The following is a 23,082-nucleotide window of genomic DNA, read 5'->3' as shown; positions in this document are numbered from 1 at the left end:
AGGACTTAGACCCGCTGGCGGCGTGCAATAACGCTCTGATTTAACACATCTAACAGATGCTCGGTATCATCCCAGCCAATACAGGCATCCGTAATACTCTGGCCATAACATAGCGCCTGGCCTTCAATCAGATCTTGGCGACCTTCCACTAAGTGGCTTTCAACCATCACACCAAAAATCGCCTTATTACCCGCGGCCACTTGCTCGGCCACATCGTTCGCGACGTCCATCTGGCGTTGATATTGTTTGCTGCTGTTGGCATGGCTAAAGTCGATCATAATGTTATCGACAAGCTTGGCTTTTTTCAGTTGTTCGCTGATCTGCGCAACATGGCTGGCACTGTAATTAGGCTCACGGCCGCCACGCAAAATGATATGGCAATCAGGATTACCTTTGGTCGACACAATCGCCGAATGGCCAAATTTGGTTACCGATAAAAAGTGGTGCGGCGCATTCGCGGCGCCGATGGCATCAATCGCCACCTTGATCGTGCCGTCAGTGCCATTTTTAAAGCCTACAGGGCAAGATAACCCAGAAGCTAATTCACGATGCACCTGCGATTCTGTGGTGCGCGCACCAATCGCGCCCCAGCACATCATATCCGCCACATATTGCGGAGTGATCATATCGAGAAACTCACCTGCGGTAGGCATGCCAGAGTCATTCAAATCGACTAAAAGTTTACGCGCGGTACGTAAACCATCGTTCAGCTTGAAGCTGTTATCCATATAAGGATCGTTGATGAGCCCCTTCCAACCCACTGTAGTACGCGGCTTTTCAAAATAAACACGCATCACCACTTCGAGCTGATCTTGATAACGTTCTCTGAGCGCAACCAGTCGCTGGCCATATTCCAATGCAGCCTTAGGATCGTGAATTGAGCAAGGACCAATGACCACTAACAAACGATCGTCTTGGCGGGCAAGAATGTTATGAATGCTTTGGCGGGCGTTAAACACAGTTGCAGCAGCGTTTTCGGAGGCAGGAAATCGTTCTAGAATCGCAATCGGTGGAAGTAACTCTTTGACTTCATTAATGCGAACGTCATCATTTTGGTAATACATAATTTACTGCTCCAACTCTCGTGTTTAGGCTATTTTTATCGCTGCAATAGGGGATCTCAACTGCAATACTGAGTTCAATTTATCCAGTCTGCGCCGCTAATGCAACCAAGTTGTCTCCATTTCAAGAAATCAAATATAACGTATTGTTTTAACATATTTTTAAAAAATACAAATTCAAATATTTCAATGTGATATGCAAACTAAAGCCAAACGAGTGTTGGGGCTGGAAGCAAACGGTGGTGAAAGCGGAAATAAAAAACCTCCTTTGCCAGTAGTTAAACGCAAACAAAGGAGGTTGAGTAAAGGATTAATGTTGCTGCATGGCCTGCAGTTTTGCCTGATAGCGATGTTTATCTGTGGCTTCGCGGCTTAGAGCCATGGCTTTTTCCATATTGAGTTTGGCGCGTTTTTCATCCCCCAGCGCCCAATAGGTGCGTGACAGGCCAAAGAAAAACTCATGGCGATAATCGGCTTTATCTACGGCCCTTTGATACCAAGCGAGCGCCTCGCTGTATTGGTGCTCGTCATAGGCCTGTTCACCCATATCGTAGTAGTAATAAGGATTACGAATACGCGCTAACTCCAGCACTTTATTGACCTGCGCCCACTCTTCCAAACGGCCCTGCTCACCTAAAATCACCGCCAAGTTATAAAGCGTCGTCATATCATCGGCATCATATTTGAGTGCATAGCGATAGACTTGCTCGGCCCGCGTTTCATCGCCCTTGTGGCGATAAATCACGGCTAAGGTGTTGAGAGCAGGAATAAAGTGTCCTGATTTTAAGCCCGCTTTAATCAGCGCATAGGCGCGGTCTAAATCCCCTTCGACCAAGGATTCGGCGGCCATATTGTTATAGAACATACTGGTTAAGGTCTGGCGATTGATTTGCACTTTGTTGTAGCCTCGCAGGGCGCGCTCGGGCATAAAGTCGACCAGAATTGCATGGGCCGACACATACACAGTGTGCACGCTCTCGGCGGGTAGCAAGCGTAGATTGACATGGCCGTTAATCAAATAAAACTCGCCCTGTTTGTCCCATACGGGTTCAATCGCAATATCCTGAAATTCAGTGCCAATTTTAAACACATCCGCGAGTGCCGATGTCATCACCACCAGCGACATACAATTCCCCGCGCGCTGGGCGTAGGTTTCGCTGGCGGTTTGAGTCAAATTATCTTGATAGTGAAAATCGCTGTGGCCGCCGAGCTGATTGGCATTGATATAACTGGCTAACCATTCATGCACCGCGACGGGGTTTTTAGTCGATAAGCTGTAGCGGTCGTAGGCTCGCCGGACATCGGCTGCGACCGAGGGCGGAAGGCTGAAAATATCCTCGACGCTAGGAATATTGCTGACAGATTTAAATAACGAATCTGCAAATAGGGCATCTATCTCATCATCACTAGGTTTTGGGGCTGTCGAGCTACAACCCCATAATAATAAAAATAATAATGAGCAGAATATACCGCTAGAGATGGTGCGCAGTTGTATCATAATACGTCCCCCAGACCATAAGGCTCCTATTTGAGCTTATTACACTTGGCCAAAAAGACGTCATAAAATGGTTACAAAAAATAACGGCCTGCCCAAAGGATTGCGGCAGCTTAAAGGTTAACGCTGCGCCGGAGGGTCAACCTTGATATACACATCCTGCTGCTGATAACGATAGGGACGGTAGTTATCCTGACCACAAGTGAAGTAAGGGTAAGGCTTTACCTGCGCGATACAACCGAGTGGCAAGGCCTGCAGAATTTGAATTTGCTCCTGTCTTCGCAAAGATTCCTGCCATTCATAGTCTTTCAACACTTGATCGCGCACGGCAAAAGCATCGAAAGGCTCATCCGAGCGAGTCACTACGACTTGCCCTGCAAAAGCGGGCAAGGTTATGAGTGCACTCAGAATGCCCCCAAGCAAACAGGTGCGTCTGAGTTGTCCAGTGGAATCAAAGAATAAGCGCATTGTTCACTCCTTGTGGTATCAGCATGGCAGTCGAAGACCCATAAAAAAAGCAGAGCACTTGGCTCTGCTTTACTATCCTCTTATCCCTTAGAGGCATCAAGTGATATCAATACCTGTTAGCCTGCACTTTTGACAGTCACAAACTCTGGGTAAGCGTCGATACCACAGTCAGATGCATCCATACCGTTATATTCTTCTTCCTCAGAAACACGGATGCCCATAGTCATCTTCAGTACAAACCACACCGCAAACGACGCGCTAAATACCCATGCGAAGATTATCGCTGCGCCAGTTAATTGCGCTGTGATAGTGGCGTCGGCATTTGATAAGGGTACACACATCAAACCGAGGAAACCCGCAACGCCGTGCACAGAAATCGCGCCCACTGGGTCGTCGATCTTGATTCTGTCCAGACCCACGATAGAGAACACCACTAAACCACCAGCAACCACACCAATCACCCCTGCCATCAGCAGCGAAGGCGACAGCGGATCGGCAGTAATCGCCACTAAGCCTGCCAGAATGCCGTTTAAGATCATAGTTAAGTCCGCTTTACCCCAAATCATTTTGCACACAACTAGGGCAGAGATAGCACCAAAAGCGGCCGCGGTGTTGGTGTTCACGAAGACTTTAGCGACAGAGCTAGCGTTGGCCGCATCTGAAACCATTAATTGTGAGCCACCGTTGAAACCAAACCAGCCCATCCACAGGATAAACATCCCTAAGGTTGCCATTGGTAGGTTAGAGCCTGGAATCGGATTCACTTGGCCGTTAGGGCCGTATTTGCCCTTACGAGCACCGAGCAATAACACCCCAGCGATAGCCGCCGCAGCACCTGTCATATGCACAATACCGCTACCCGCAAAGTCCACAAAACCTAAGCTAGAGATAAAGCCTTTACCCCAAGTCCAGTAGCCTTCAACAGGATAGATAATGCCTGTCATCACCACGGAGAAGAACAGGAAAGCCCATAACTTCATCCGCTCCGCCACGGCGCCAGAGACAATCGACATCGCCGTTGCCACAAACACCACTTGGAAGAAGAAGTCAGATTCTAAGGCATGGTTTGCATCTTCGGCTTGTGAGCCAATCAGCGTACCGAGTGAAGGCAACCAACCGCCTTCGGCATTGTCGACGTACATAATGTTGTAGCCAACCAATAGGTACATCACACAGGCAATCGCGTATAACACCACGTTTTTAGTTAAAATTTCGGTGGTGTTTTTAGAGCGCACTAGGCCGGCTTCGAGCATGGCAAAACCCGCCGCCATCCACATAACCAAAGCGCCTGAAATCAAAAAATAAAAGGTGTCGAGTGCAAAGCGCAGTTCAGAGACTGTCACGCCTAATTTTGTTAGTTCTTCCATCTTCCGCCCCCTATAGCGCTTCAGTGTCGAGTTCACCCGTACGAATACGGATGGCATGTTCTAAGTCGATAACGAAAATCTTTCCGTCACCAATTTTTCCCGTATGAGCCGCACTGGTAATCGCCTCAATCAGCATGTCGAGATTTTCTGCTTTAGTGGCAATTTCTAGTTTTACTTTTGGCAAAAAATCCACCTGATACTCGGCGCCACGATACAACTCCGTGTGCCCCTTTTGACGGCCAAAACCTTTAACCTCGGTCACCGTCATCCCCTCAATACCAATACCGGCGATAGCTTCACGGACATCATCCAATTTAAATGGCTTGATGATAGCGCTGACTAGTTTCATCCTGACCTCCAAAAAACGCGATTGTTATTAACTTGTAGCCAAGATAATTCAATCATCAGGCCAGAATTTTAATTTATTGATTTAAAAGAAATAAAAAAGATTAGTCAGGAATAGTTCGATTAAAAATGCACCAGACTTGTGCAAGCGTGGGGGCGACGCACTCTTTTAGTGAGCAATTTAAGTGCACGCCATATTCGACCTTTGCCCTATTGGTGAGGCTGCCCAATTAGGGTTTACTAACAGTGCAAAAAACACACAATTCACAAAATAAGCAGAGCAATCGCTAAACGATGCCTTTATCCACCCGCGCAGAAGGAACGCCCGATGTTAAAACCCGAAGAATGTGTACTCGTTATCGTCGATGTGCAGGGAAAGCTTGCTCAGATCATGGATAACTCAGCCAAGCTTCATCAGCAGTTGAGTACACTTATCCAAGGTGCACAGCTGTTTGAAATCCCCATCCTCTGGCTCGAGCAATTGCCCGCCAAACTTGGCTCGACCACCGAAGAGTTAAAATCCTTGCTCGAAAGAACTGGCTCGCCCATTGCCAAGCAGCACTTTAGCGGTTGGTATTGTGATGAATTTGCCAATGCACTCACGAAATCTCGACGCAAACAGGTGTTGCTTGCGGGGATAGAAACCCACGTCTGCGTGTACCAAACTTGCCGGGATCTGCTCGACCAACACTACTCTGTGCATCTTGTCGCTGATGCGGTGTCTTCCCGCAGCGTTGACAATAAACAGCTGGGCATTCAAATGATGACCGCCAAGGGAGCCACTCTCACCAATGTGGAGTCACTGTTATTTGAACTGCAACACGAAGCCCAAGGCGACCGATTTAAGGCGCTGATTAAGTTGATTAAATAAGGCTGATTAAATGAGACGAGAAGAGAGCTTATTCAAGCTCTCTTTAGTATTCAAAACGCGGCGACACAAACGGCGTAGTTAGCACTATTGGCATAACTGCGCGAACTATAGCCGCTGGGGGCAACAGAGATAATGCCGGCCACGAATTCGGTCTCATTGACAGTGCTAGACCAAGAGTCAATCGTCGAACTCCACTGCGCACGTTGATAGGCTGCACGACTCTCGCCGTACCCATAGAGAGTGTTTAACTCCTGCTCTGTTGGCCTGCGCCAATTGTCTTTACCTGCAAACTCGAGTGAAGCCATTTTTTGGCACCAGCGGTCAAACTGTCCATCGACACCAATCTTGGCCTCATTGCCCTTGGCCGCTTCGGTGCCGGGTAAGATGACCCCTTTACCGTCCTGACGAAACAGGGCATATTCGCCTCGGCTCGGGCCAAATACAAACTCCTCCTGTACGTTAAACGTCATCGCATAGCTATCGCCACGGTTGTTGGCATCATCTTGTTCAAGATAACCCAAGGCATTCATCACGGCGATGGAGGGCGAACTGCTAAACCATTTCGTCTGGCGATCGCTTTTATCGTAAAGCGCTTTGATTTTTAGGCAGTTGGTTGATGCTAGGGTGCGGTCGTTATTATCGAGGCCGCCATCAAAGCTGGTATCGATTGGCGTCCCTTCGACGTGGCCACACAGGGGAATTTGCTCTTTTGGGCGACATTCTGTCAGTAAAAACAACAGCACTATGGCACTGCTGAATATGGCGATTTTAGTGGGATTAATCATGACAACAAACCTTAATCCAGTGGTGGTAAAAAGACAGTTACAGACAAGCTTGATGGCATTCGCTTCAGGGAATTAGCCTTAAGCGAATGGCCAATTAAGCTATAACGCCTTAATCACAGGCTCCTGCACCAGTAATTGGTCGTTCTTGTAAACCAACAGCTCACCTATGGGTCTTTCTTCGGCGCTGAGCACAATCACATCGCAAACATAGAGATAGGGACCGCTTTTAAACTGGAAGGAATGATTGCCGCCGTTACCATCGAGGACTAACTTCCCCTTTTTGAGGACTAAATCAGGTTTCTCGCTCAGGGATTTACCCTTTGCCCAAGCGGCATAACGGTATTGCTGACGATCGAGGGCATCGACACGTATGATAAATCGCTCGGTTTCCCACGCCAGCTCAGGGCTAGCAAACTCGCGCACACTCTCGTGTAACATCGCTTTTTGCTGGGCGATCAGTTCATCCCTTAGCTTAGCTTCCTCTGGGCTTTGATAATTAATGCCCGAGATTTTGCCATCGAAATCCAACCAGACACTGCCGTGGTCGAGCATAATGCCGCGCCAGCCCATAGTCTCCCAGTTGTTCTCTGTGGTCGAATTGGCGATTTGACTCAGCAACTTGCTATCAAAGACTTGCTGAAATCTCGTCAGCAATTGTTGTGGATTTTGCACATCGGGGAGCGGGTATTCCCGCTGGAGGGGATAAGAAATTTGCTCGGCAATCGCCTGACGATCACCCGCCTTGGCCGCATCAATCAAGGCTTGCACCTGCGGCACGTACTCCGCCTCTAGGGCAGCCAAAGCCTGTGGCGTTGCGCTAAGACTCCCCAGCAACAAACCCGTATAAAGCCCTAAACGCGAGAGTCGATTAATCGCTGAAAAAACTTGAAAAAACGGGCGACTAGACATGATTTTTTCCTTTAAAGTCAAAAACATCCAAATTAAGACTTCGCAAGGATACCATAGCTAAGAAGGGATAAACACACATAATCCCCCCAAGCTTATGTGCTGTAAGCCGCATCACAGCCCCACAGTCACCCCGTTAGGCCAGCAGCAAATTAGACACTATCGCTACCGCCACCGACATAAAGATCAACCCAATCACCCCATCGATGATAGGTGTGAGTCGTTGCAGCTTTTGCTGTACCTTGGCTTTTGAGAGCATCAGCGCCAGAAAGCCAAACCAGAGCAGTGACAACACAAATAACATCAACGCGGCGGCGAATTTAGTCACCGGAGTCACGCTCGGGGTGATCAGGGCAGAGAATAGGGTTAAGAAAAACACTAAGGCTTTAGGATTCAATAAATTGGTATAAAGCCCTCGCATAAACCCCTGTTTAGGTGATAAGGCGTTTACCGCGCCCGCCGTAGGCATATCAAGGCTGGTTTCCGAGGTTGTTGTAAATACAGAGGGATCTGTGCCCTCGCCGTTTAATACGGTTTTGGGTTTACTGAAAAAGGCGACCGCAGCCTTAAGCGCGCCAAATCCCATCCACGCCAAATACGAAGCGCCTAGCAATTGCACTAAGAGATACAAGCTATGGGAGCTTTTAATCACTAAGCTGACGCCAGTTAAACTCAAAATGGTATGGGCTAAAATCGCTACCGATATTCCCGCCGCCGTGGCAATTGCGGTGTTTCGCGGCTGCGAGGTAGCAATCTTCACCATAATGGCGAAATCCGGCCCGGGGCTGACTAAGGCTACGCAGTGAATAACGGCTAAGGTGACTAACAGGGATACATCCATCAATAGGGCTCCGCAAATACATGTAAGAACGCCAGTATGCCCAAGCCTGCAGCACCTGCATTGTAAGAAATTGCACGCGGCTAATTTACCTTAAAGCATGCGCCGCTGAAATTGGACGGGTGAGAGTAAAAAGGCCTGCTTAAACGCCTTATTTAGATGACTCTGGTCGAAAAAGCCTAACTGCTGCGCCACATCTGCCACCAGTGCGCCATGGGTTAAGGACTTTTTCGCTAACTCTAATCGCACCCGCTTTAGATAGGCATGGGGTGTCATCCCGGTCGCCAGTTTAAATTGGCGTAAAAACTGAAACTTACTCAGGTTAACCTCATCGGCCAACGCCTCAAGTTGAGTGTTTTGCCACGGCTCATCATGAATTTTCTGTTTGATGCGATTTAACTGCTGCCATGATAACCCCCTATCCTGCCGTAAATTCAGCATTCCCGTGGGATGGCGCATCAATAACAACTGCATAAAATTCAACAGGTGCGACTCGGCCGCCAGCTCAGAGCATTGGCCTTGGATGAGTACATCATGCAACTGGATAAAGTATTGATATAACGCGGGGTCATCCACCATAGGCGCATTAAAGAAATGGGCCTTGAGCCCCATTTCTTGGCTAATGCTGTTCATATACTCCACGGGGATCGACATCACCTTAACCCGATAACCTTCGGCGTCGCGGCTTTGTCCATCGTGGGTTTCATCGGGATTAAGGGTCGACAGTCCATGTTGCCCTAGCTGATAACGACTGCCCTTATTGATAAATTGCTGCGCCCCTTGAGTCACAACCCCTAAGTGGTAATCCAGATGCACGTGTTTATCAAAACTGAAATGGGTAAATTCCGCCTGACTCAGTTCAATGCCCGAGAGGCTGGGATGGCGCCAGTAATTGATATTTTCAGCGGGAGTCACACGGCTCATAGGGCAAGCTTAATCTCACAGGGCAAACACAACTTTAGATACTACTCATTCTAGCCGCCGAGAACTTGGCTCGAATAGTAAATTATTGCAGTGCCCTCCCCAAAAATACAAAACGCCCGAATGCGGGCGTTTTGTGAGATCCCAAATACTGGATTAGTGCGAATGACTGCCGTGGCCGCCTTGTGCCTCAATGGCATGGCCTTCGCTGTTATAAAAACCACTGCTACCGTGTTCGATAAAGCCTTGGTTGATCATCTTGGCGATAAAGGGGTCGGACTCACTGTCGCCCACATCGGCAAAATCAATATCTTGATAATTCTGGGTTAAAGCGGCAAACGCTTCGTGGCTGTAAGGTTCAACCTTGAGCAACTGGTAACTTAATACATCGCCTAAGTTAAATTGCTGTGGCAGTTCAATGCTGGCAATCCAGTCGAGCTGGCTGTCCATGCCATTCACCTTACCCGCAAAGCCTTGAGCCACAAAACAAGGCAATTGTTTTAGCTCAGTTTTAGCCATATGGGCAGGCAATGCAGGAGACACTACATGGTACAACTGATCGCGGTCGTGCTGAATGTTTAGCGCCCTTAAGTCGCCCTTGCGATAGGTGACTGAGCGTTTTTCAACGGGGAAATAACGCACATATTCGCCATTGGGTGCCCATTGTTCGAAGGTGGTATTATCCCGTTGAATAATAAAATCTTGTCCATCTCTTAGCAGGGTCATCTGCCAGCTTTGCCCCTTAGCATTGGTGACTTGGTACTGGGCTTTTAAATGGCTGGCCTCAAGTGTTGCGCATTGTGCATTGGCCTGATTGGCAGAAGCAGCGCTAACGGGAGTGGCTAAGGCCATCACAGGGGAGGCTAACGTCGATACCAGAGTGACTAAGAGGAGTTTGCTCATGTTATTTCTCACTTACACGCTAATTGTATAACTCGCATTACAGACTAACGTCTCTACAGACAGTTAGATAAAAGCCGATGGCAGGACAGCCCGCCATCGGCATTTGGCTTACTTCGCCGCCATTGCAGCTTCCGCTTTCGCGACCAAGTTCGCCGCACGGTTCATCACGTGGAAGATATGGTTTTGTTCAACCGTACCTTGAACCAGATCCGAGCTTGGGCCACGGGCAAAAATCGCCACGTCTTCACCCGCATGGGTTTCATCGCTTAATGGCACTAGGGCTTCTTGATGGAATCCAACATCTTGGGTATCTACAAAGTTCAAGTCCTTACGGCCAGCATCCACTGGGAAGTTATAACGCTCATCACCACCCGTTGCTAATGACGCATAACCCATGCCGTTGGCATAACCTACTGTTGTGTAAGGCAAACCGTTAGCGTCGGTTGAGTTAGTCACTTCGGCGATACCGTTCGCATCGTTACTCTTCACCAGACCTAAGATTGGGTTACCACGGGTTGGATAACCTGCGATGGTGAACACATGGCTGTGGTCAGCCGTCACCATTAACAGAGTGTCGTTTGCCGAGGTTTTTTCCATCGCAACACGGACTGCTTCTGAAAGCGCCACTGTGTCGTACAGGGCACGAGCGGCGTTACCCGCATGGTGCGCATGGTCGATACGACCCGCTTCGACAATCAGCACATAGCCTTTGGTGTTTTTCTTCAGAATATCAATCGACTTGGCTGTCATCTCAGCAAGTGATGGCTCGCCCTTCACGCCCGCTTCGGTGCGGTCGTAGTCGTATTCCATATGGGATGAGTTGAACAGGCCCAATAAATGGTCAGTGCTGGCAACATCCACATTGAGGAAACCATCTCTGTCCTGAACGTAGGCCGCATTAGTGTACTTAGCTAACCATTCGGCAGTCAGATCGCGACCATCGTTACGCTTACCCGCTTTACCTTCTGGATCAATTAAGGTTTTTGGAATAAAGCTGCGGCGACCACCGCCCATCATCACGTTTAAGCCATTGCCATAGTTAAAGTCGAGCATTTGCGCGGCGATATCTTTACAGCCATTGGTCACGGCTTCGGCTGGCAGGTTTGAGTCGGCTTCCCAGTCACGCTCAGGCACGTGGGCATAGGTTGCCGCAGGTGTTGCGTGGGTTAAACGCGCTGTGGTGACCACACCAGTAGACATACCCGCCATGGCGGCCAGTTCCAGTGATGTCACTAAGTTTTGATCTTTAGTCGATGCGCAGTTAGCACGCACTACGCCTTCGGCCTGTGAAATCACGCCCACATCGGTTTTCACCCCAGTCATCATCGCCGACATAGTGCCCGCAGAATCTGGTGTTTGCCCATCGACGTTATAGGTCTTAGATAAACCGACGTAAGGCAGAGTTTCGAAGGATAAAGAGTTTTCTTCGCCCGTCTTGCCCTTTAATTGGCCTTCTAAAATACGCGCCGCAGTGATAGTCGAGACACCCATGCCATCGCCGACAAACAGGATCACGTTTTTCGCCGCGCCCACATCGTTGTTCACGCTCAGGCCATCGGCCTTAGTCACACGCGCTTGAGCATCGACATACCATTGGTTGACTGCGGTCCAGTCTTTACCGTCGCTGCCATTGGAACCGTTAGAACCATTCGAACCCGGCGTACCTGCCGCGCCGTTGTCACCATCGCTACCGCATGCGGCTAAACCCAGCATGGCAGAGATTGCGAGTACCAGTAATTTCTTATTCATTTTTAACTCCAAAAGTGAGAACTGTAGGTCGCAGCCGACCTATTAGTACTTAGTGCCGCCAAGCTGCTGGGCTTGGTTGATAATGTGGAAGATCACGTTCTGCTCAATCACGCCCTGCACCAGATTCGAACCTGGGCCCATTGCGTGTAAGCTGATGTCTTCACCGGCGTGAGTCTCACTTTCCATTGGGATAAGTGCTTGTTGCATGAAGTCTTTGTCTTGAGTATCGACCGAGGTTAAGTCGTCACGCACGCCAACCACAGCGCCTGGGCCGTTAGTGTAGGCCAGCGTGGTGTAAGGCTTGCCGTCGTTAGCGAGGGCTAACGAACCATCCACATCGTGGACTAAACCTAAAATCGGGTTACCGCGTTTTGGGTAGCCTGCAATGGTAAATACATGGCTGTGGTCCGCCGTTACCATGATCAGGGTGTCGTCGCTGCTGGTTGCATCTACTGCGGCTTTCACTGCGTTAGATAACTCAACCGCATCGGTCAAGGCGCGGTTAGCGTTGCCCGCATGGTGGCCATGGTCGATACGACCCGACTCCACGATCAGCAGGAAGCCTTTATCGTTTTTCTTTAAAATCTCGAGGGATTTCGCGGTCATTTCTGAAAGTGATGGCTCACCACCAACGTCATCGGCACGGTCAGCTTCGTATTCCATATGGGATGGGTTAAAGAGGCCGAGTAAGTGATCAGTATTGGCGACATCGATGGCATCGAAGCCTTTTTTGTCCCACACGTAAGCCGCTTTGCTAAAGTTTTCGACCCAAGCTTTGGTCAGATCTTTACCGTCTTTACGTTTACCGGCTTTGTTCTCACCGTCAGTGACTTCTTTTGGTAAGAAATAGCTGCGACCGCCACCCAAGGCAACGCTAAGTGAGTTGGCTTCATCGCGCATCACCAGTTGGCTGGCGATATCGGTACAGCCATTCGCAACGGCTTCGGCAGGCAGATTAAAATCGCCTTCCCAATCACGCTCTGGTGATTTAGCGTAAGTCGCGGCAGGCGTCGCGTGAGTTAAACGGGCGGTCGTGACAATCCCGGTCGATAAGCCTTTTGCATTGGCTAAGTCAACCAGAGAAACTAGTTCATTACCTTTAGAAGACAAACAGTTACCACGTAAACTGGTGTCTGAAATCGAGATGATACCGGCTTTGGTTTTTACCCCGGTCGCCATGGCAGTCATGGTACCTGCCGAGTCGGGCGTTTGCTGGTTAGTGTTATAGGTTTTCACTAACGCCGTGTGGGGAAACTGCTCGAAACTTAAGAAGTTTTCTTCACCGCCTTGGTTACCAGTTTGCTGCTGTCCTTGCAGAATACGGGCGGCAGTTAAGGTTGAGATACTCATGCCGTCGCCGACAAAAAGAATTACGTTTTTAGCTGTTTTCTTGGTTTCAAGCTGCGCTTTAGCCGCAACATTGGCTGCACTGTCTTTAAACCACTGACTGTCAGTTTGGGTTGCGGGTAAGACTGCAGCGTGGGCTACAACCGTCATTAAACTGCAGGAGATAGCTGCAGCGATCCGTTTAATATTCATCACGTTCATCACCGATTTTATTATTGAGTGTATGAGGGTATTCCCTTAAGAGGCGCCCACATTTTCAATGCTATATATGACGAACTGGCGTGATTTTAATGGCGTTTTTATTGCAACTAGATGTCGGAATAATTGCAGTAAACAGAATAGAAAACGCTAAGTTTATCCTAGGTGCGAAACAAACTTAGCGTATCGATTGGCGCTAGCAATGGTCACTCAAGAATGGTCACTCAAATTAGAAACGATAACTGACACTCACCCGCACCATGCGCGGCTCAACAGGATGATAATGCAAATCTTCCACGCCTTCTGCTGGCTCACCCGCTAGACGAGACTCGTAGAAATAATCGATATCGTGGTCTTTGCTATCAAATATATTCAATAGCTCGAGCTTAGTATCGAAGCCAGATATCTGATAACCCAAGGCAAGGTTCACTAAAGTCGTGTCATCGGCTTTATGCTCATCAAAACTATCGAGGATCCGCTCGCCTAAATATCTCAGCCTGACACTGGTATACCAACCATCGCCATCGGGACGGTAGGTTATGCCCGCACTGCCAACAAAGGGCACTGCACCATCGACATATTTGCCTTCATCGAGCTCATTCTCAGTAAAACGGGCACGGGTCCAGGCCAGTTCCATATCTAAACTCAAATCATCGTTAAGCCAATAATAGGCTGTGACTTCAACCCCGTAACGCTCAGAGGCGCGGCTTGGTTCGGTATTGCCCGCATCGCCGACGAAGAGTAGTTCAGAGTCGAGTTCCAAATACCAAAGCGCCGCCGAAAAGTTAATAAAGTCGCGATCATAGTATTTGACGCCAAACTCGCCGCCATTGGAGCGGACTAACAAATCGACCTTTTCAACCGGATCGCCCGTAACAGGGTCGACCTTAATGGTTGCACCGCGGGCATCGTTAGAATGCAATCCCTGCCCCGCATTCATATAGAGTTCCAGATTATCGTTCACTAGGTAGGAAGCGCCCGCCTTTAAACTCAACATGCCATCGGAAGCATCGCCGCTATTGAGGGGATTATCACTATCGACCTGCACATCGAAATAGTCGTATCTCAAGCCTAAATTCAAACGCCATTGATCAGCAGGCAACCACTCCAGCTTGCCAAATAATCCCGTGGAGAGTTCCTGCACTTCATCGAGCCTCACAGTGCTGAGACGTTCCCGTGCTTTAGTGTTGTATAAGCCTACGGCACCAATATCGTCGTAGCGCACATCGGCACCTAGGCTGTAATTGACTTGTGTCCCCGCCAGACTCATCTGCCAGTCGCGTTTAATATCGCCGCCCCAAATGGTGCGCTCATCGACCTGCTCAAATTCATCGCCATTGATGGGATCGTTTAAGAAGTAAGTAAAGTTTGAAAACAGATCCATGGTCGAGCGAATGGCATAGGCATTGGCCTGCCAGTTGCCAGCGTCATAATTCGCCGAAATGCTGTAACGACTGGCATCACCGCCCACATCGGTATCGAGTGAACCGTAAAAATCAATCAGCCCAGACTCCACCGCCCGCGCCGGAATTTGATCCGCCGAATTCCAGCTATTGTCGTAGGCCATCATAGTGAGGCTAAAGTCCCCGCCATTAAGTTTGGTAAGATAACGGCTTACCACATTGATCTTGCTGACATCTTCCTTAATATCACTCCAAGGGCCATCGTAAGCCTGCAACTCTGTTCCTAAAATAAATCGGCCGACCTCGGTCTTCATATCCTGAGTCGCCACCAGCCGTTGATAACCGTATTCCCCTATGGTCACCCCAACTTGGCGATAAGCGAGTTCATCGGCGAGCAGAATTTGCGCCGCACCCGCGCCAGAAAAGTCTGCCACTTCAGGATAATAAGCTCCTTTGGCGTAACGGATTTCTCCTAACAGCTCGGGGATTAAAAAATTAAGATCCGTATAACCTTGACCATGGCCGTGTGTCCGCATATTGACCGGCATACCTTCGACACGGGTATTAAAATCTGTGCCATGGTCTAAGTTAAAGCCGCGTAGAAAATACTGATTCGCCTTACCCGAGCCACTGTGCTGAGTGACTATCATCCCGGGGACAAACTCGAGGATCTCCCCCGTGCGCAGCAGCGGGCGACTTTCGATTTCCGCCGCACCCACTATCCCTTCCGATGCCGAAGTACTATGGCCTAAGGTATTAATTTGCCTGCCACGCACTTCTAAGCGTTCAATATTATCTGCGCTGTCGGCCAAGCTTACACCCGATAAACCATAGAGCGGCAATAACCAGACTCCAGATAAATAAGCCTTGGTTCGCCATCCTGCAACCGTATGGAATAACTTCATTTTTCCTTCCCGCATCAACGAATGAGTGACACGGATTTAACGCTGTCTTCACGGTTAAAAAGCGGAGCAAGCTCAAACTCTGCTGAGGAAAAAATCACCAATGACAGTTATCTTTCTATTTTACGTGCTGTATCGCACGTTTTTATCCGCAAAAGGACAAATTGTCCTCCTCAAGATCACATTTTATTGCGCGATAAACAAACTAAGGCAGCTCACATTACCAACCTCAAAATCCCCCCACTTTTGCGAGAGTGTCTATACTTTAAGCACTTAAAAAGGTTAAGGATACCCTATGCAAGCCCCCTGTCGTCCCAACGGAATAAAGGCTTTTTTCTTGAGCATCTGCTTAGGCTTACTATTTAATCCACTGTTATGCCAGACACTCAGCGCCAATCCCTCCCCCATATCCCCAACGCCCACCACAGCCGATATGCCCGTTATTTCTATGGCGTTTTATGAGGATCCTAAGGACAACCTTTACTTTCGATTGGGTGAGCTGATTTACACCGAGGCATTTGCTCGCCTTGGTTATCGATTTAGTTATCAACTGGTTCCGCCGATGCGTGCCAGCCTAATGGCCGATTCGGGCAAAATCGATGGTGAACCGGCGCGGGTATTTTCCTATGGACTGAAATTTAAGAATTTAATCCGAATCGAAGAACCCGTGATCGAGACTAAACTCATCGCCTATGGTATCCATCCCGATATGCTGATTCAGGACTGGGCTTCACTGCTGAGTCATCCATATCGTATTGAATATTATCGAGGGATTTTTTATATCGAACAAAAACTTGAAGGGCTAGTGCCTCAGGACCGTATCACCACCTCGTCTTCCCCCGTAAACTCCTTTCGCCGTATGCTGCGCGATAGGATTGATATCTACATAGATACCGAAGCCATTGGGGAACAAGTCCTTAAATACACTGAATTTCAACACAGTAAAATCCATCCCGTGGGCGAATTGGACGACCTCATTAGCTTCGGCTACCTGCATAAACGCCATAAAGCACTGGCGGCCAAACTCAGCACCACCCTTAAGCAAATGAAACAGGAAGGCTTATTCGAACAATACCGGCAGCAAGCCCATAGTGAACTCGACCCAAGTCTTTCCCCAAACGAACGGTCAGAGTCTAAGGACTGAAATCCGCTCTAATTGACGGTATTTCATTCGGTTAACTTGAAAGCACTTTAGCCTTTGCTACAGTCATACATACTTCCTAACCAACTTGGAGGCCGAGCACGCTCATTACAGAGGCATACATCGCGTATCACGACACATTTTCCAAGGAACAGATGAGAAACCCACAGGTTAACGACCTCATAGGCCAAACTGACTCGCCTTTACTCATCGGCACTCCCATGGCGTTAGGGAGGAAGGATGGGTAGTAAATTAAGGCAATTCATCAACATATTGCAGCAACAGTCCGGTTCAACCGTCGCTAAGGTACTGTTGATTATTGGCATGTTTATCACTATCTGTGTCGTGCAGGTTGCCCTCGTCTATGTTCAGGGCAATATTTTCGATGGCGTTCGTACCTATGTTAGAGGTGAAGGACTGTGGGCGAAGGCGCAAAAGGATGCCACTTTTTATCTGATCCAATATTCCTACAATAAAAATGAAGTAGATTATCAACGCTACTTGGCGGCAACCGCCGTTATGCAGGGCGACAAACAAGCTCGCGAGGCCCTACTCTCCTCACCGATTAATCAGCGTAAAGCAAAGGAAGGCTTTATCCAGGGATTAAATGACGACAGGGATACAGAGTCCTTAATCTGGTTTTTCCGCCATTTTAACCGTACCCACTATATGCAGCAGGCCGTCAAGATTTGGGGCCTCGCCGACGATAAATTCAGTACCATGATGTCTCTCGCCAGCGCGATGCACCAAGAAATCAACCTGTCAGGGGGCAACGCGGCAGACCTTAGTCAATATCGAGAACAAATCATCAAACTGAGCGAAGAGTTACTCAGTTTAGAGATTGAATTCTCCGCCGTACTCAGTGAAGGCGCCCGCTGGGTGAAACGAATCACTTGGTTAATCAGCCTAAGCGTGTTGCTGTTGTTTATCAGCATTGGCGTGTTGGCCAGTAGGCAGATTATCCGCAACATTGCCAAATCAGAAAAACTCCTACTTATCAGTGAGTCACGATTTAATAGCCTGAAAGACTCCGACACCATAGGCATTATTTCATGGCAGCTCGATGGCACCATACACGATGCTAACGATCACTTTCTCAAAATGTTGGGATTTGACCGTGAGGATCTCGCCTCAGGCCGAGTCAATTGGCGCTCGCTCACACCACCAGAGTTTGAGGCCAGAGATCAAATCGCCATCGCCGAACTCATCGAATTAGGCCATTGCAATCAGTATGAAAAACAACTCATTAGTAAAACGGGCGAATATGTATCCGTGATGCTAGGCGCGAGCTTTTTAAATAGTAGCACCCATGAAGGGGTCGCCTACTTTATGGATTTAACCAGCAGCAAGCAGGCAGAAGATAAACTGCGGCTCGCCGCAACCGTGTTTAATGCCAGCACAGACGGCATTATCATTACCGATCCCCTACTGAGCATTATCTCTATAAATCAAGCTTTTACCGATATCACTGGCTTAACCGATCAGGATTTACATCAAGACGCCTCACGCTTTATCAATACTGGGCATCCGAGCGAAGATGCCTATCAAGCCATGCTCAATCTGCTCCAACAGGGAGAGCAATGGCAAGGTGAGCTGATTAAAGAAACCGCCTCGGGTTATCTGCCCCTTAGCGTGCGGATAAACACTGTGCGTAATCAAGATAACCGACTAACTCACTTCGTGATTGTCATCACCGATATTTCTGAGCGTAAAGCCGAAGAAGAACATTTACGCCACATAGCTCACCATGATGCCCTCACCAACCTTCCCAATCGGGTGCTATTCCATACCAAACTAGAGCAAGCGATCGTCCATGCGCAGCGTTCAGACGGGATCTTTGCCATTTTGTTTCTCGATTTGGACAACTTCAAACCGGTCAACGATGAATTTGGCCACGATGTCGGCGATAAGTTATTGCAGGAAGTCGCAAAACGACTCACGGGCAACATTCGACAAATCGATACTATTACCCGCCTCGGCGGGGATGAATTTGTGATTTTGCTGGAACACTTACCCAACGAAGAAAGCGTGCCCGTGTTGACTCAAAAAATCACTCAAGCGGTCACCGCGCCTTATATTATCCATGAACACAAGTTGCGCATCGGAGTGAGCATTGGCTCGGCAATTTTCCCCTGCCACGGCACCGATGCTAAGACCCTGATCAACTATGCGGATCAAGCCATGTACGCGGTCAAAAAAGCCAACAAGTTGATGCAGCCATCCCAGTCATAATCCGATTAACGCCATTGACCTTAAGGTCAATCCCACATATAAAGAACATAAATTAAGCACTTAGAGCAAACTCATGGAAAGAGGCATTTTAGTTCGTTGGAACGATGAGAAAGGATTCGGGTTTATTCAACCAGAAGATTCAAAGGGTAAAGACGTTTTTATCCATATCACTGTTCTTAAGCACATGGCTAGAAAACCCCAAGTCGGCGATAGTATTTTGTATCGAACCGAAATACAAAACGATGGCAAAGTGAAGGCCATCAAGGCCTCTATCGAAGGCGTCGCCGTGTTAGCGAACACAAGTAAAAACCCACGACGCAATGCGAATCCCCCGAGTCGCTCCCTCTCAAATACGCTGCTACCGCTGTTATTAATCTTTGGCATTGGAATATTTGGTTTTAAGAAATATACCGAGTTCGAGATTGCTCAGGTGCCTAATAACGCAGAGATTGAGACAACGCCCCTGTATGAGCCTCAAACTCAGCCTCAGTCAGCACCTCAGGCTCAGTTTCGCTGCGAAGCTGGTAAAACCCATTGCAGCCATATGAGTTCCTGCGCCGAAGCAACGTTTTACATCAATCATTGCCCAAATACCCAAATGGATGGCGATGGTGACGGCATCCCCTGCGAGCGCCAGTGGTGTAGTAAGTCTTTGTTTTAAATGTTACACCATTCAATTTTGAATCGAACTCAAACGACGCTAATACGCGATATTCTAGCGAACGACCAAGCGACGCTTATGCTTTACCAATCTGAACTAAGTACATTTAGCTTGGGTTGTGTAGTAACCTTGGAACGATAGTTATCTTACCCAGTTTATTTGAGCCGCATTCCACAGGACGCGCCATGCCTAACGCCCAAATCCATACCATAGAAACGCCAGAGCAACTGGATGCCGTACTAAAGCAATTTCCAGCGGTATTACTCCTCTTTGGCGCACCAAGCTGTGGTGTGTGTCAGGCCCTTAAGCCTCAGATTGCGGATTTGTTGGCGAGGGAGTTTCCCCAAATGGCGCTGGCATATATCGATTGTGAGGCCCAAAGCGAGATTGCCGCCAGCTACCAGGTCTTTAGTTTGCCAGTAGTCGAAACCGTGTTTTATGGCAAAACCTTTGGGCGTTTCTCGAAGGTGTTTTCCCTTGGCGATCTCAAAGAGGCGATTGCTCGCCCCTATGAATTACTGAATGCAGAATAACTGTCACCAAGTAATAAAGAGTCATACTGAAAAGGCAGCGATCACATCGGTGTACTGCCTTTTCTAAAACTTTGTGCCCCAATAAAACATCAATAAAACATGGACACCCAGCCTTAAAAAAACAAAACATGGACACCCAACCTTAATAGGCGAGGTAGCTAACCTCCGACTATGCTTTGGTTAAGCATTAAACATGGAGGTTTGTATGCCGCGCCCTCGCAGAACCCAGATAAGCCTTGAAGACACACCCTATTACCATTGCTGTAGCCGCGTGGTTCGGCGAGCATTTTTATGTGGTGATGATAGTTACTCGGGTAAAAACTGTGACCATCGCCGTGGTTGGGTAGAATCGCTACTGTTTGAACTTGAAGCAGTTTTTGCTATTGATGTGGCAGCGTTTGCGGTGATGTCCAATCATCTGCATGTGGTGCTGCGAGTCGACATCGAGACGGTCAATCGTTGGACTGACCGTGAAGTACTAGAGCAGTGGCATAAGTTGTTTAAAGGCAATGAATTAACGCAAAAATTCGTGAAAGGTGAGTTAGTTGAAGCCCATGAGGTGAGCAGATTAAAGCACTCAATCGCTCTTTATCGCAGTCGATTATGCGACATTAGCTGGTTTATGCGCTGCCTCAACGAACCGATTGCAAGGCAAGCAAATCAAGAAGATAACTGCACTGGCAGGTTCTGGGAAGGGCGGTTTAAATCCCAAGCCCTACTCGATGAAGCCGCCGTGTTAGCCTGTATGGCCTATGTTGATTTGAATCCCATTAGAGCGCAACTCGCTGAGACACCAGAACAATCCGACCATACCAGTATTCAGCTACGTATTCGGGCGGCATTAAAAGGTGAGCAGCCTAGTAATCTATTACCGTTTATTGGTAACGAGTGTGACAACCAACCCAATGGCATTGCGTTTTCCTTAACCGATTACCTTCAATTGGTGGAAGATACAGGCCGAATTATTCGCAATGATAAACGTGGAAGCATCAGTGAAAATAGTGGTAAGTTACTGACCAGATTAAATATCCCCCATGACAATTGGCTCAAATTGACTACCGAGTTTGGCAAGCTATTTCATGGTCCAGTAGGCACATTACAAGAACTGACTCATTACTGCGAACACTTAGAAAAGCGACGACGGCACTTTGTCGCAAGCTGCCAGCACTTTTACAGTAACTGACAACTGCTTATATCCCTTCGACAGCAATCATTGCCTAAAACTTCCCAAGCACTATGGGATGACTTACCTCGTCTGAAATACACTATTTTTGAAGGAATTAGCTCAATTTATTACCTCAGATGCTATCCCTGTGACTTTTAATGGTTCTTTTTTGAACAATATTAACTTTACAAGTTGTAGGTAAACGGAAAGTGCATTATGTTATTGATTTAAAATGGGTGGCTCGATTTATTTATTGAAAAACCAAGCTTAGTAGGATAGGTGCTCAGTGTTAGAGTGGCTCTTTAAATTTCGCGTAGGCAATAGCATGCTGACGAATGGTTTCAAGGGCTACCTCGTCGTCCATGCAGTTGCAAGGTAGATTTTCCAAATTGGGCAGACCTTCGACCTGTTGTAGAGGCTTGCTTAGCCAGTTCCAAGCAGCAGGAATGCTCTTAGCGACGTGTTTGTCACTAAGAATTTCCAGTATCTCTTGTACTCTATCTGGGTATTTGAACCAGCCACTAGGCTTAAAGGCCGATTTTTTCTTCGCTGGTAGCCTGCAAGGTAGTTGAGATGCAGCAAGTTCTTCATCTGTAATATGATGAATTGTCCAATCAGCAAGTGCACTCAAGCTTTTATTCGCTCGTCTGGAATCATCGTTGCTTTTGATTGGTACGATAAGACCTATTTTCACTTCATCTCGAATCTGTAACTTATTGTACGTGCGTATTTTACTTAGTGCCGGTGCTATATCGGTATCATTGGTTACGAATACAACCTGTTTTAGATCCGGTTCAGTGATTGCGTCATAAACCGCTTCAATCGCGACATTCACATCACTTTGCTTCTCTTCTAGCTTCCAGATCTTTACGCGCTGTGAGTCCCTAGGTTGTTTTTCATTTCCATTATCGTCTTGTTCGACGCAAGGAAACTTTGTCTTATCAATTGCATAGCTACCCTTGATAATTTCAAGGCGTGATGCGCAGTGGATATGCAGAGCTAGGTGATAGGCACGCTGGTCGTTGAGAGAAGTGTTGTCAGATGCCGCTTTTTCGGATATCTCAGCTGTGAAGAATTTAACTCCAATCTTCTCATCTAGGATAGAACCTCGTTCCCCAGAGCGTGCTAACAGTCGTTCTGATAAAGAAATTGGGTCTAGCCATTTGTGAGGGGTACCTTTGAGACACCCAAAGTAGAGGTTATAACCGTCGATATATATTCTTGTTTTCACGTTTATTTTTGCCCTCAATTGAAAAAACCGACTCAAAGGTCGGTTTTTTCGCCCAGCTCCAGGGGTCTGTATGTCGCCACGCGTGGAAGAAGGGTAAGTTGTAAGGCGAGTATACAAGAGTCGCAATCGGTACGCAACAAATGAAATCAATAGCTTAAAATTGAAAAAACCGACTCAAAGGTCGGTTTTTTCGCCCAGCTCCAGGGGTCTGTATGTCGCCGCGCGTGGAAGAAGGGTAAGTTGTATTTAGATGGTAGCGAACCGCTGACCTTTTTGCAACTTTATTTAGAGTGTTTGTCACCAGACAGATCAGTACCAATAAGGCTGGATATCCAATCAAGCGACTTTTCAATACTAAAAGTCATCCGCATCTTCTAATTTTAGTTATTACTCTTAGCTGGTTTTGTCTCGAAGTGAGCTACAACGGGTATGATACTTTAAAACTCGGTTGTAGCTCGATTCGGACTGAGTTGTAGCAATTAGTATGAATCTTTATTTTTGGTCATGTTTAATATAAAGCGGTACTCGCAGGGGTAATTGATTGTTTAGTATGAGACTTT

The 23,082-nt window shown here is 47.8% G+C and carries 20 protein-coding genes; 6 read left to right on the top strand and 14 right to left on the bottom strand.

Annotated features, from left to right (window positions below; genetic code table 11):
• Nucleotides 1-5: 5 nt before the first annotated feature.
• From aroG to ACUZ8J_RS03350, 5 genes are all read right to left on the bottom strand, one after another.
• Entirely contained in the window at nucleotides 6-1,064 is a 1,059-nt protein-coding gene (gene aroG, locus ACUZ8J_RS03370; protein ID WP_446693065.1) for a 3-deoxy-7-phosphoheptulonate synthase AroG, read from the bottom strand.
• 307 nt (nucleotides 1,065-1,371) lie between these two features.
• Nucleotides 1,372-2,559 carry a tetratricopeptide repeat protein gene (locus tag ACUZ8J_RS03365; protein WP_446693064.1) on the bottom strand — a complete coding sequence of 396 codons (1,188 nt, stop codon included), beginning with the start codon at nucleotides 2,557-2,559 and terminating at the stop codon, nucleotides 1,372-1,374.
• A gap of 117 nt (nucleotides 2,560-2,676) precedes the next feature.
• Nucleotides 2,677-3,024, bottom strand: coding sequence for a hypothetical protein (locus ACUZ8J_RS03360; protein WP_109286224.1), 348 nt, complete (start codon nucleotides 3,022-3,024; stop codon nucleotides 2,677-2,679).
• Nucleotides 3,025-3,140: 116 nt separating this feature from the next.
• Nucleotides 3,141-4,391 (bottom strand): ammonium transporter, encoded by a 1,251-nt coding sequence (locus ACUZ8J_RS03355; RefSeq protein WP_011624094.1) that lies wholly within the window; start codon nucleotides 4,389-4,391, stop codon nucleotides 3,141-3,143.
• Nucleotides 4,392-4,401: 10 nt separating this feature from the next.
• A complete protein-coding gene (locus ACUZ8J_RS03350; protein ID WP_011624095.1) occupies nucleotides 4,402-4,740 on the bottom strand; it encodes a P-II family nitrogen regulator in 339 nt (112 codons plus the stop codon).
• A gap of 324 nt (nucleotides 4,741-5,064) precedes the next feature.
• Between ACUZ8J_RS03350 and ACUZ8J_RS03345 the strand changes: the two genes are divergently transcribed.
• Nucleotides 5,065-5,607 carry a hydrolase gene (locus ACUZ8J_RS03345; protein ID WP_446693063.1) on the top strand — a complete coding sequence of 181 codons (543 nt, stop codon included), beginning with the start codon at nucleotides 5,065-5,067 and terminating at the stop codon, nucleotides 5,605-5,607.
• 50 nt (nucleotides 5,608-5,657) lie between these two features.
• Here the strand turns inward: ACUZ8J_RS03345 and ACUZ8J_RS03340 are convergent, their stop codons facing one another.
• The 8 genes from ACUZ8J_RS03340 to ACUZ8J_RS03305 all read right to left on the bottom strand — a co-directional run bounded on the left by ACUZ8J_RS03340 (nucleotide 5,658) and on the right by ACUZ8J_RS03305 (nucleotide 15,562).
• On the bottom strand, nucleotides 5,658-6,392 hold the full coding sequence (locus ACUZ8J_RS03340) for an Lcl domain-containing protein (protein WP_446693062.1): 735 nt from the start codon (nucleotides 6,390-6,392) through the stop codon (nucleotides 5,658-5,660).
• Between the two features lie 99 nt (nucleotides 6,393-6,491).
• The gene (locus ACUZ8J_RS03335; protein WP_446693061.1) at nucleotides 6,492-7,301 is read right to left on the bottom strand and encodes a hypothetical protein; all 810 of its coding nucleotides are present in this window, start codon (nucleotides 7,299-7,301) and stop codon (nucleotides 6,492-6,494) included.
• A gap of 133 nt (nucleotides 7,302-7,434) precedes the next feature.
• Nucleotides 7,435-8,139, bottom strand: a complete 705-nt coding sequence (locus tag ACUZ8J_RS03330) for a LysE family translocator (RefSeq protein WP_446693060.1) — start codon at nucleotides 8,137-8,139, stop codon at nucleotides 7,435-7,437.
• 90 nt (nucleotides 8,140-8,229) lie between these two features.
• The gene (locus ACUZ8J_RS03325) at nucleotides 8,230-9,060 is read right to left on the bottom strand and encodes an AraC family transcriptional regulator (RefSeq protein ID WP_446693059.1); all 831 of its coding nucleotides are present in this window, start codon (nucleotides 9,058-9,060) and stop codon (nucleotides 8,230-8,232) included.
• A gap of 153 nt (nucleotides 9,061-9,213) precedes the next feature.
• Nucleotides 9,214-9,960 carry a hypothetical protein gene (locus ACUZ8J_RS03320; protein ID WP_446693058.1) on the bottom strand — a complete coding sequence of 249 codons (747 nt, stop codon included), beginning with the start codon at nucleotides 9,958-9,960 and terminating at the stop codon, nucleotides 9,214-9,216.
• A 108-nt stretch (nucleotides 9,961-10,068) separates the two neighbouring features.
• Nucleotides 10,069-11,709 (bottom strand): alkaline phosphatase, encoded by a 1,641-nt coding sequence (locus tag ACUZ8J_RS03315; RefSeq protein WP_011624102.1) that lies wholly within the window; start codon nucleotides 11,707-11,709, stop codon nucleotides 10,069-10,071.
• 42 nt (nucleotides 11,710-11,751) lie between these two features.
• The gene (locus tag ACUZ8J_RS03310; RefSeq protein WP_086902838.1) at nucleotides 11,752-13,248 is read right to left on the bottom strand and encodes an alkaline phosphatase; all 1,497 of its coding nucleotides are present in this window, start codon (nucleotides 13,246-13,248) and stop codon (nucleotides 11,752-11,754) included.
• 235 nt (nucleotides 13,249-13,483) lie between these two features.
• Nucleotides 13,484-15,562: a TonB-dependent receptor gene (locus tag ACUZ8J_RS03305; RefSeq protein ID WP_446693057.1), complete on the bottom strand. Its 2,079-nt coding sequence runs from the start codon at nucleotides 15,560-15,562 to the stop codon at nucleotides 13,484-13,486.
• 292 nt (nucleotides 15,563-15,854) lie between these two features.
• Here ACUZ8J_RS03305 and ACUZ8J_RS03300 point away from each other — a divergent pair, with 292 nt between their 5' ends.
• The 5 genes from ACUZ8J_RS03300 (at nucleotide 15,855) to ACUZ8J_RS03280 (ending at nucleotide 21,309) form a co-directional block, all read left to right on the top strand.
• Complete coding sequence (locus ACUZ8J_RS03300) at nucleotides 15,855-16,703, top strand: hypothetical protein (protein WP_446693056.1); 849 nt, start codon at nucleotides 15,855-15,857, stop codon at nucleotides 16,701-16,703.
• A gap of 237 nt (nucleotides 16,704-16,940) precedes the next feature.
• Entirely contained in the window at nucleotides 16,941-18,932 is a 1,992-nt protein-coding gene (locus ACUZ8J_RS03295) for a diguanylate cyclase domain-containing protein (RefSeq protein WP_446693055.1), read from the top strand.
• A gap of 73 nt (nucleotides 18,933-19,005) precedes the next feature.
• Nucleotides 19,006-19,593: an excalibur calcium-binding domain-containing protein gene (locus ACUZ8J_RS03290; protein ID WP_446693054.1), complete on the top strand. Its 588-nt coding sequence runs from the start codon at nucleotides 19,006-19,008 to the stop codon at nucleotides 19,591-19,593.
• A gap of 185 nt (nucleotides 19,594-19,778) precedes the next feature.
• Nucleotides 19,779-20,126, top strand: a complete 348-nt coding sequence (locus ACUZ8J_RS03285; protein ID WP_446693053.1) for a thioredoxin family protein — start codon at nucleotides 19,779-19,781, stop codon at nucleotides 20,124-20,126.
• A 205-nt stretch (nucleotides 20,127-20,331) separates the two neighbouring features.
• The gene (locus ACUZ8J_RS03280) at nucleotides 20,332-21,309 is read left to right on the top strand and encodes a transposase (protein WP_446693052.1); all 978 of its coding nucleotides are present in this window, start codon (nucleotides 20,332-20,334) and stop codon (nucleotides 21,307-21,309) included.
• Nucleotides 21,310-21,580: 271 nt separating this feature from the next.
• Here ACUZ8J_RS03280 and ACUZ8J_RS03275 read toward each other — a convergent pair whose 3' ends face one another.
• Nucleotides 21,581-22,522, bottom strand: a complete 942-nt coding sequence (locus tag ACUZ8J_RS03275) for an NYN domain-containing protein (protein ID WP_243578441.1) — start codon at nucleotides 22,520-22,522, stop codon at nucleotides 21,581-21,583.
• Nucleotides 22,523-23,082 lie beyond the last annotated feature (560 nt).

The sequence above is a fragment of the Shewanella sp. Koi 1 genome (assembly GCF_052907445.1).
Note: the sequence above shows the minus strand (reverse complement) of the source record. Positions and strands in the feature narration are given on the sequence as shown.

What these genes read in the sequence shown, in the direction of transcription:
- ACUZ8J_RS03285 (WP_446693053.1), top strand. Translation starts at nt 19,779, where the DNA reads ATGCCTAACGCCCAAATCCATACCATAGAAACGCCAGAGCAACTGGAT.
- ACUZ8J_RS03305 (WP_446693057.1), bottom strand. Translation starts at nt 15,562, where the DNA reads ATGAAGTTATTCCATACGGTTGCAGGATGGCGAACCAAGGCTTATTTA.
- ACUZ8J_RS03300 (WP_446693056.1), top strand. Translation starts at nt 15,855, where the DNA reads ATGCAAGCCCCCTGTCGTCCCAACGGAATAAAGGCTTTTTTCTTGAGC.
- ACUZ8J_RS03320 (WP_446693058.1), bottom strand. Translation starts at nt 9,960, where the DNA reads ATGAGCAAACTCCTCTTAGTCACTCTGGTATCGACGTTAGCCTCCCCT.
- ACUZ8J_RS03360 (WP_109286224.1), bottom strand. Translation starts at nt 3,024, where the DNA reads ATGCGCTTATTCTTTGATTCCACTGGACAACTCAGACGCACCTGTTTG.
- ACUZ8J_RS03365 (WP_446693064.1), bottom strand. Translation starts at nt 2,559, where the DNA reads ATGATACAACTGCGCACCATCTCTAGCGGTATATTCTGCTCATTATTA.
- ACUZ8J_RS03310 (WP_086902838.1), bottom strand. Translation starts at nt 13,248, where the DNA reads ATGAATATTAAACGGATCGCTGCAGCTATCTCCTGCAGTTTAATGACG.
- ACUZ8J_RS03280 (WP_446693052.1), top strand. Translation starts at nt 20,332, where the DNA reads ATGCCGCGCCCTCGCAGAACCCAGATAAGCCTTGAAGACACACCCTAT.
- ACUZ8J_RS03340 (WP_446693062.1), bottom strand. Translation starts at nt 6,392, where the DNA reads ATGATTAATCCCACTAAAATCGCCATATTCAGCAGTGCCATAGTGCTG.
- ACUZ8J_RS03290 (WP_446693054.1), top strand. Translation starts at nt 19,006, where the DNA reads ATGGAAAGAGGCATTTTAGTTCGTTGGAACGATGAGAAAGGATTCGGG.
- ACUZ8J_RS03295 (WP_446693055.1), top strand. Translation starts at nt 16,941, where the DNA reads ATGGGTAGTAAATTAAGGCAATTCATCAACATATTGCAGCAACAGTCC.
- ACUZ8J_RS03345 (WP_446693063.1), top strand. Translation starts at nt 5,065, where the DNA reads ATGTTAAAACCCGAAGAATGTGTACTCGTTATCGTCGATGTGCAGGGA.
- aroG (WP_446693065.1), bottom strand. Translation starts at nt 1,064, where the DNA reads ATGTATTACCAAAATGATGACGTTCGCATTAATGAAGTCAAAGAGTTA.
- ACUZ8J_RS03325 (WP_446693059.1), bottom strand. Translation starts at nt 9,060, where the DNA reads ATGAGCCGTGTGACTCCCGCTGAAAATATCAATTACTGGCGCCATCCC.
- ACUZ8J_RS03355 (WP_011624094.1), bottom strand. Translation starts at nt 4,391, where the DNA reads ATGGAAGAACTAACAAAATTAGGCGTGACAGTCTCTGAACTGCGCTTT.
- ACUZ8J_RS03335 (WP_446693061.1), bottom strand. Translation starts at nt 7,301, where the DNA reads ATGTCTAGTCGCCCGTTTTTTCAAGTTTTTTCAGCGATTAATCGACTC.
- ACUZ8J_RS03350 (WP_011624095.1), bottom strand. Translation starts at nt 4,740, where the DNA reads ATGAAACTAGTCAGCGCTATCATCAAGCCATTTAAATTGGATGATGTC.
- ACUZ8J_RS03330 (WP_446693060.1), bottom strand. Translation starts at nt 8,139, where the DNA reads ATGGATGTATCCCTGTTAGTCACCTTAGCCGTTATTCACTGCGTAGCC.
- ACUZ8J_RS03315 (WP_011624102.1), bottom strand. Translation starts at nt 11,709, where the DNA reads ATGAATAAGAAATTACTGGTACTCGCAATCTCTGCCATGCTGGGTTTA.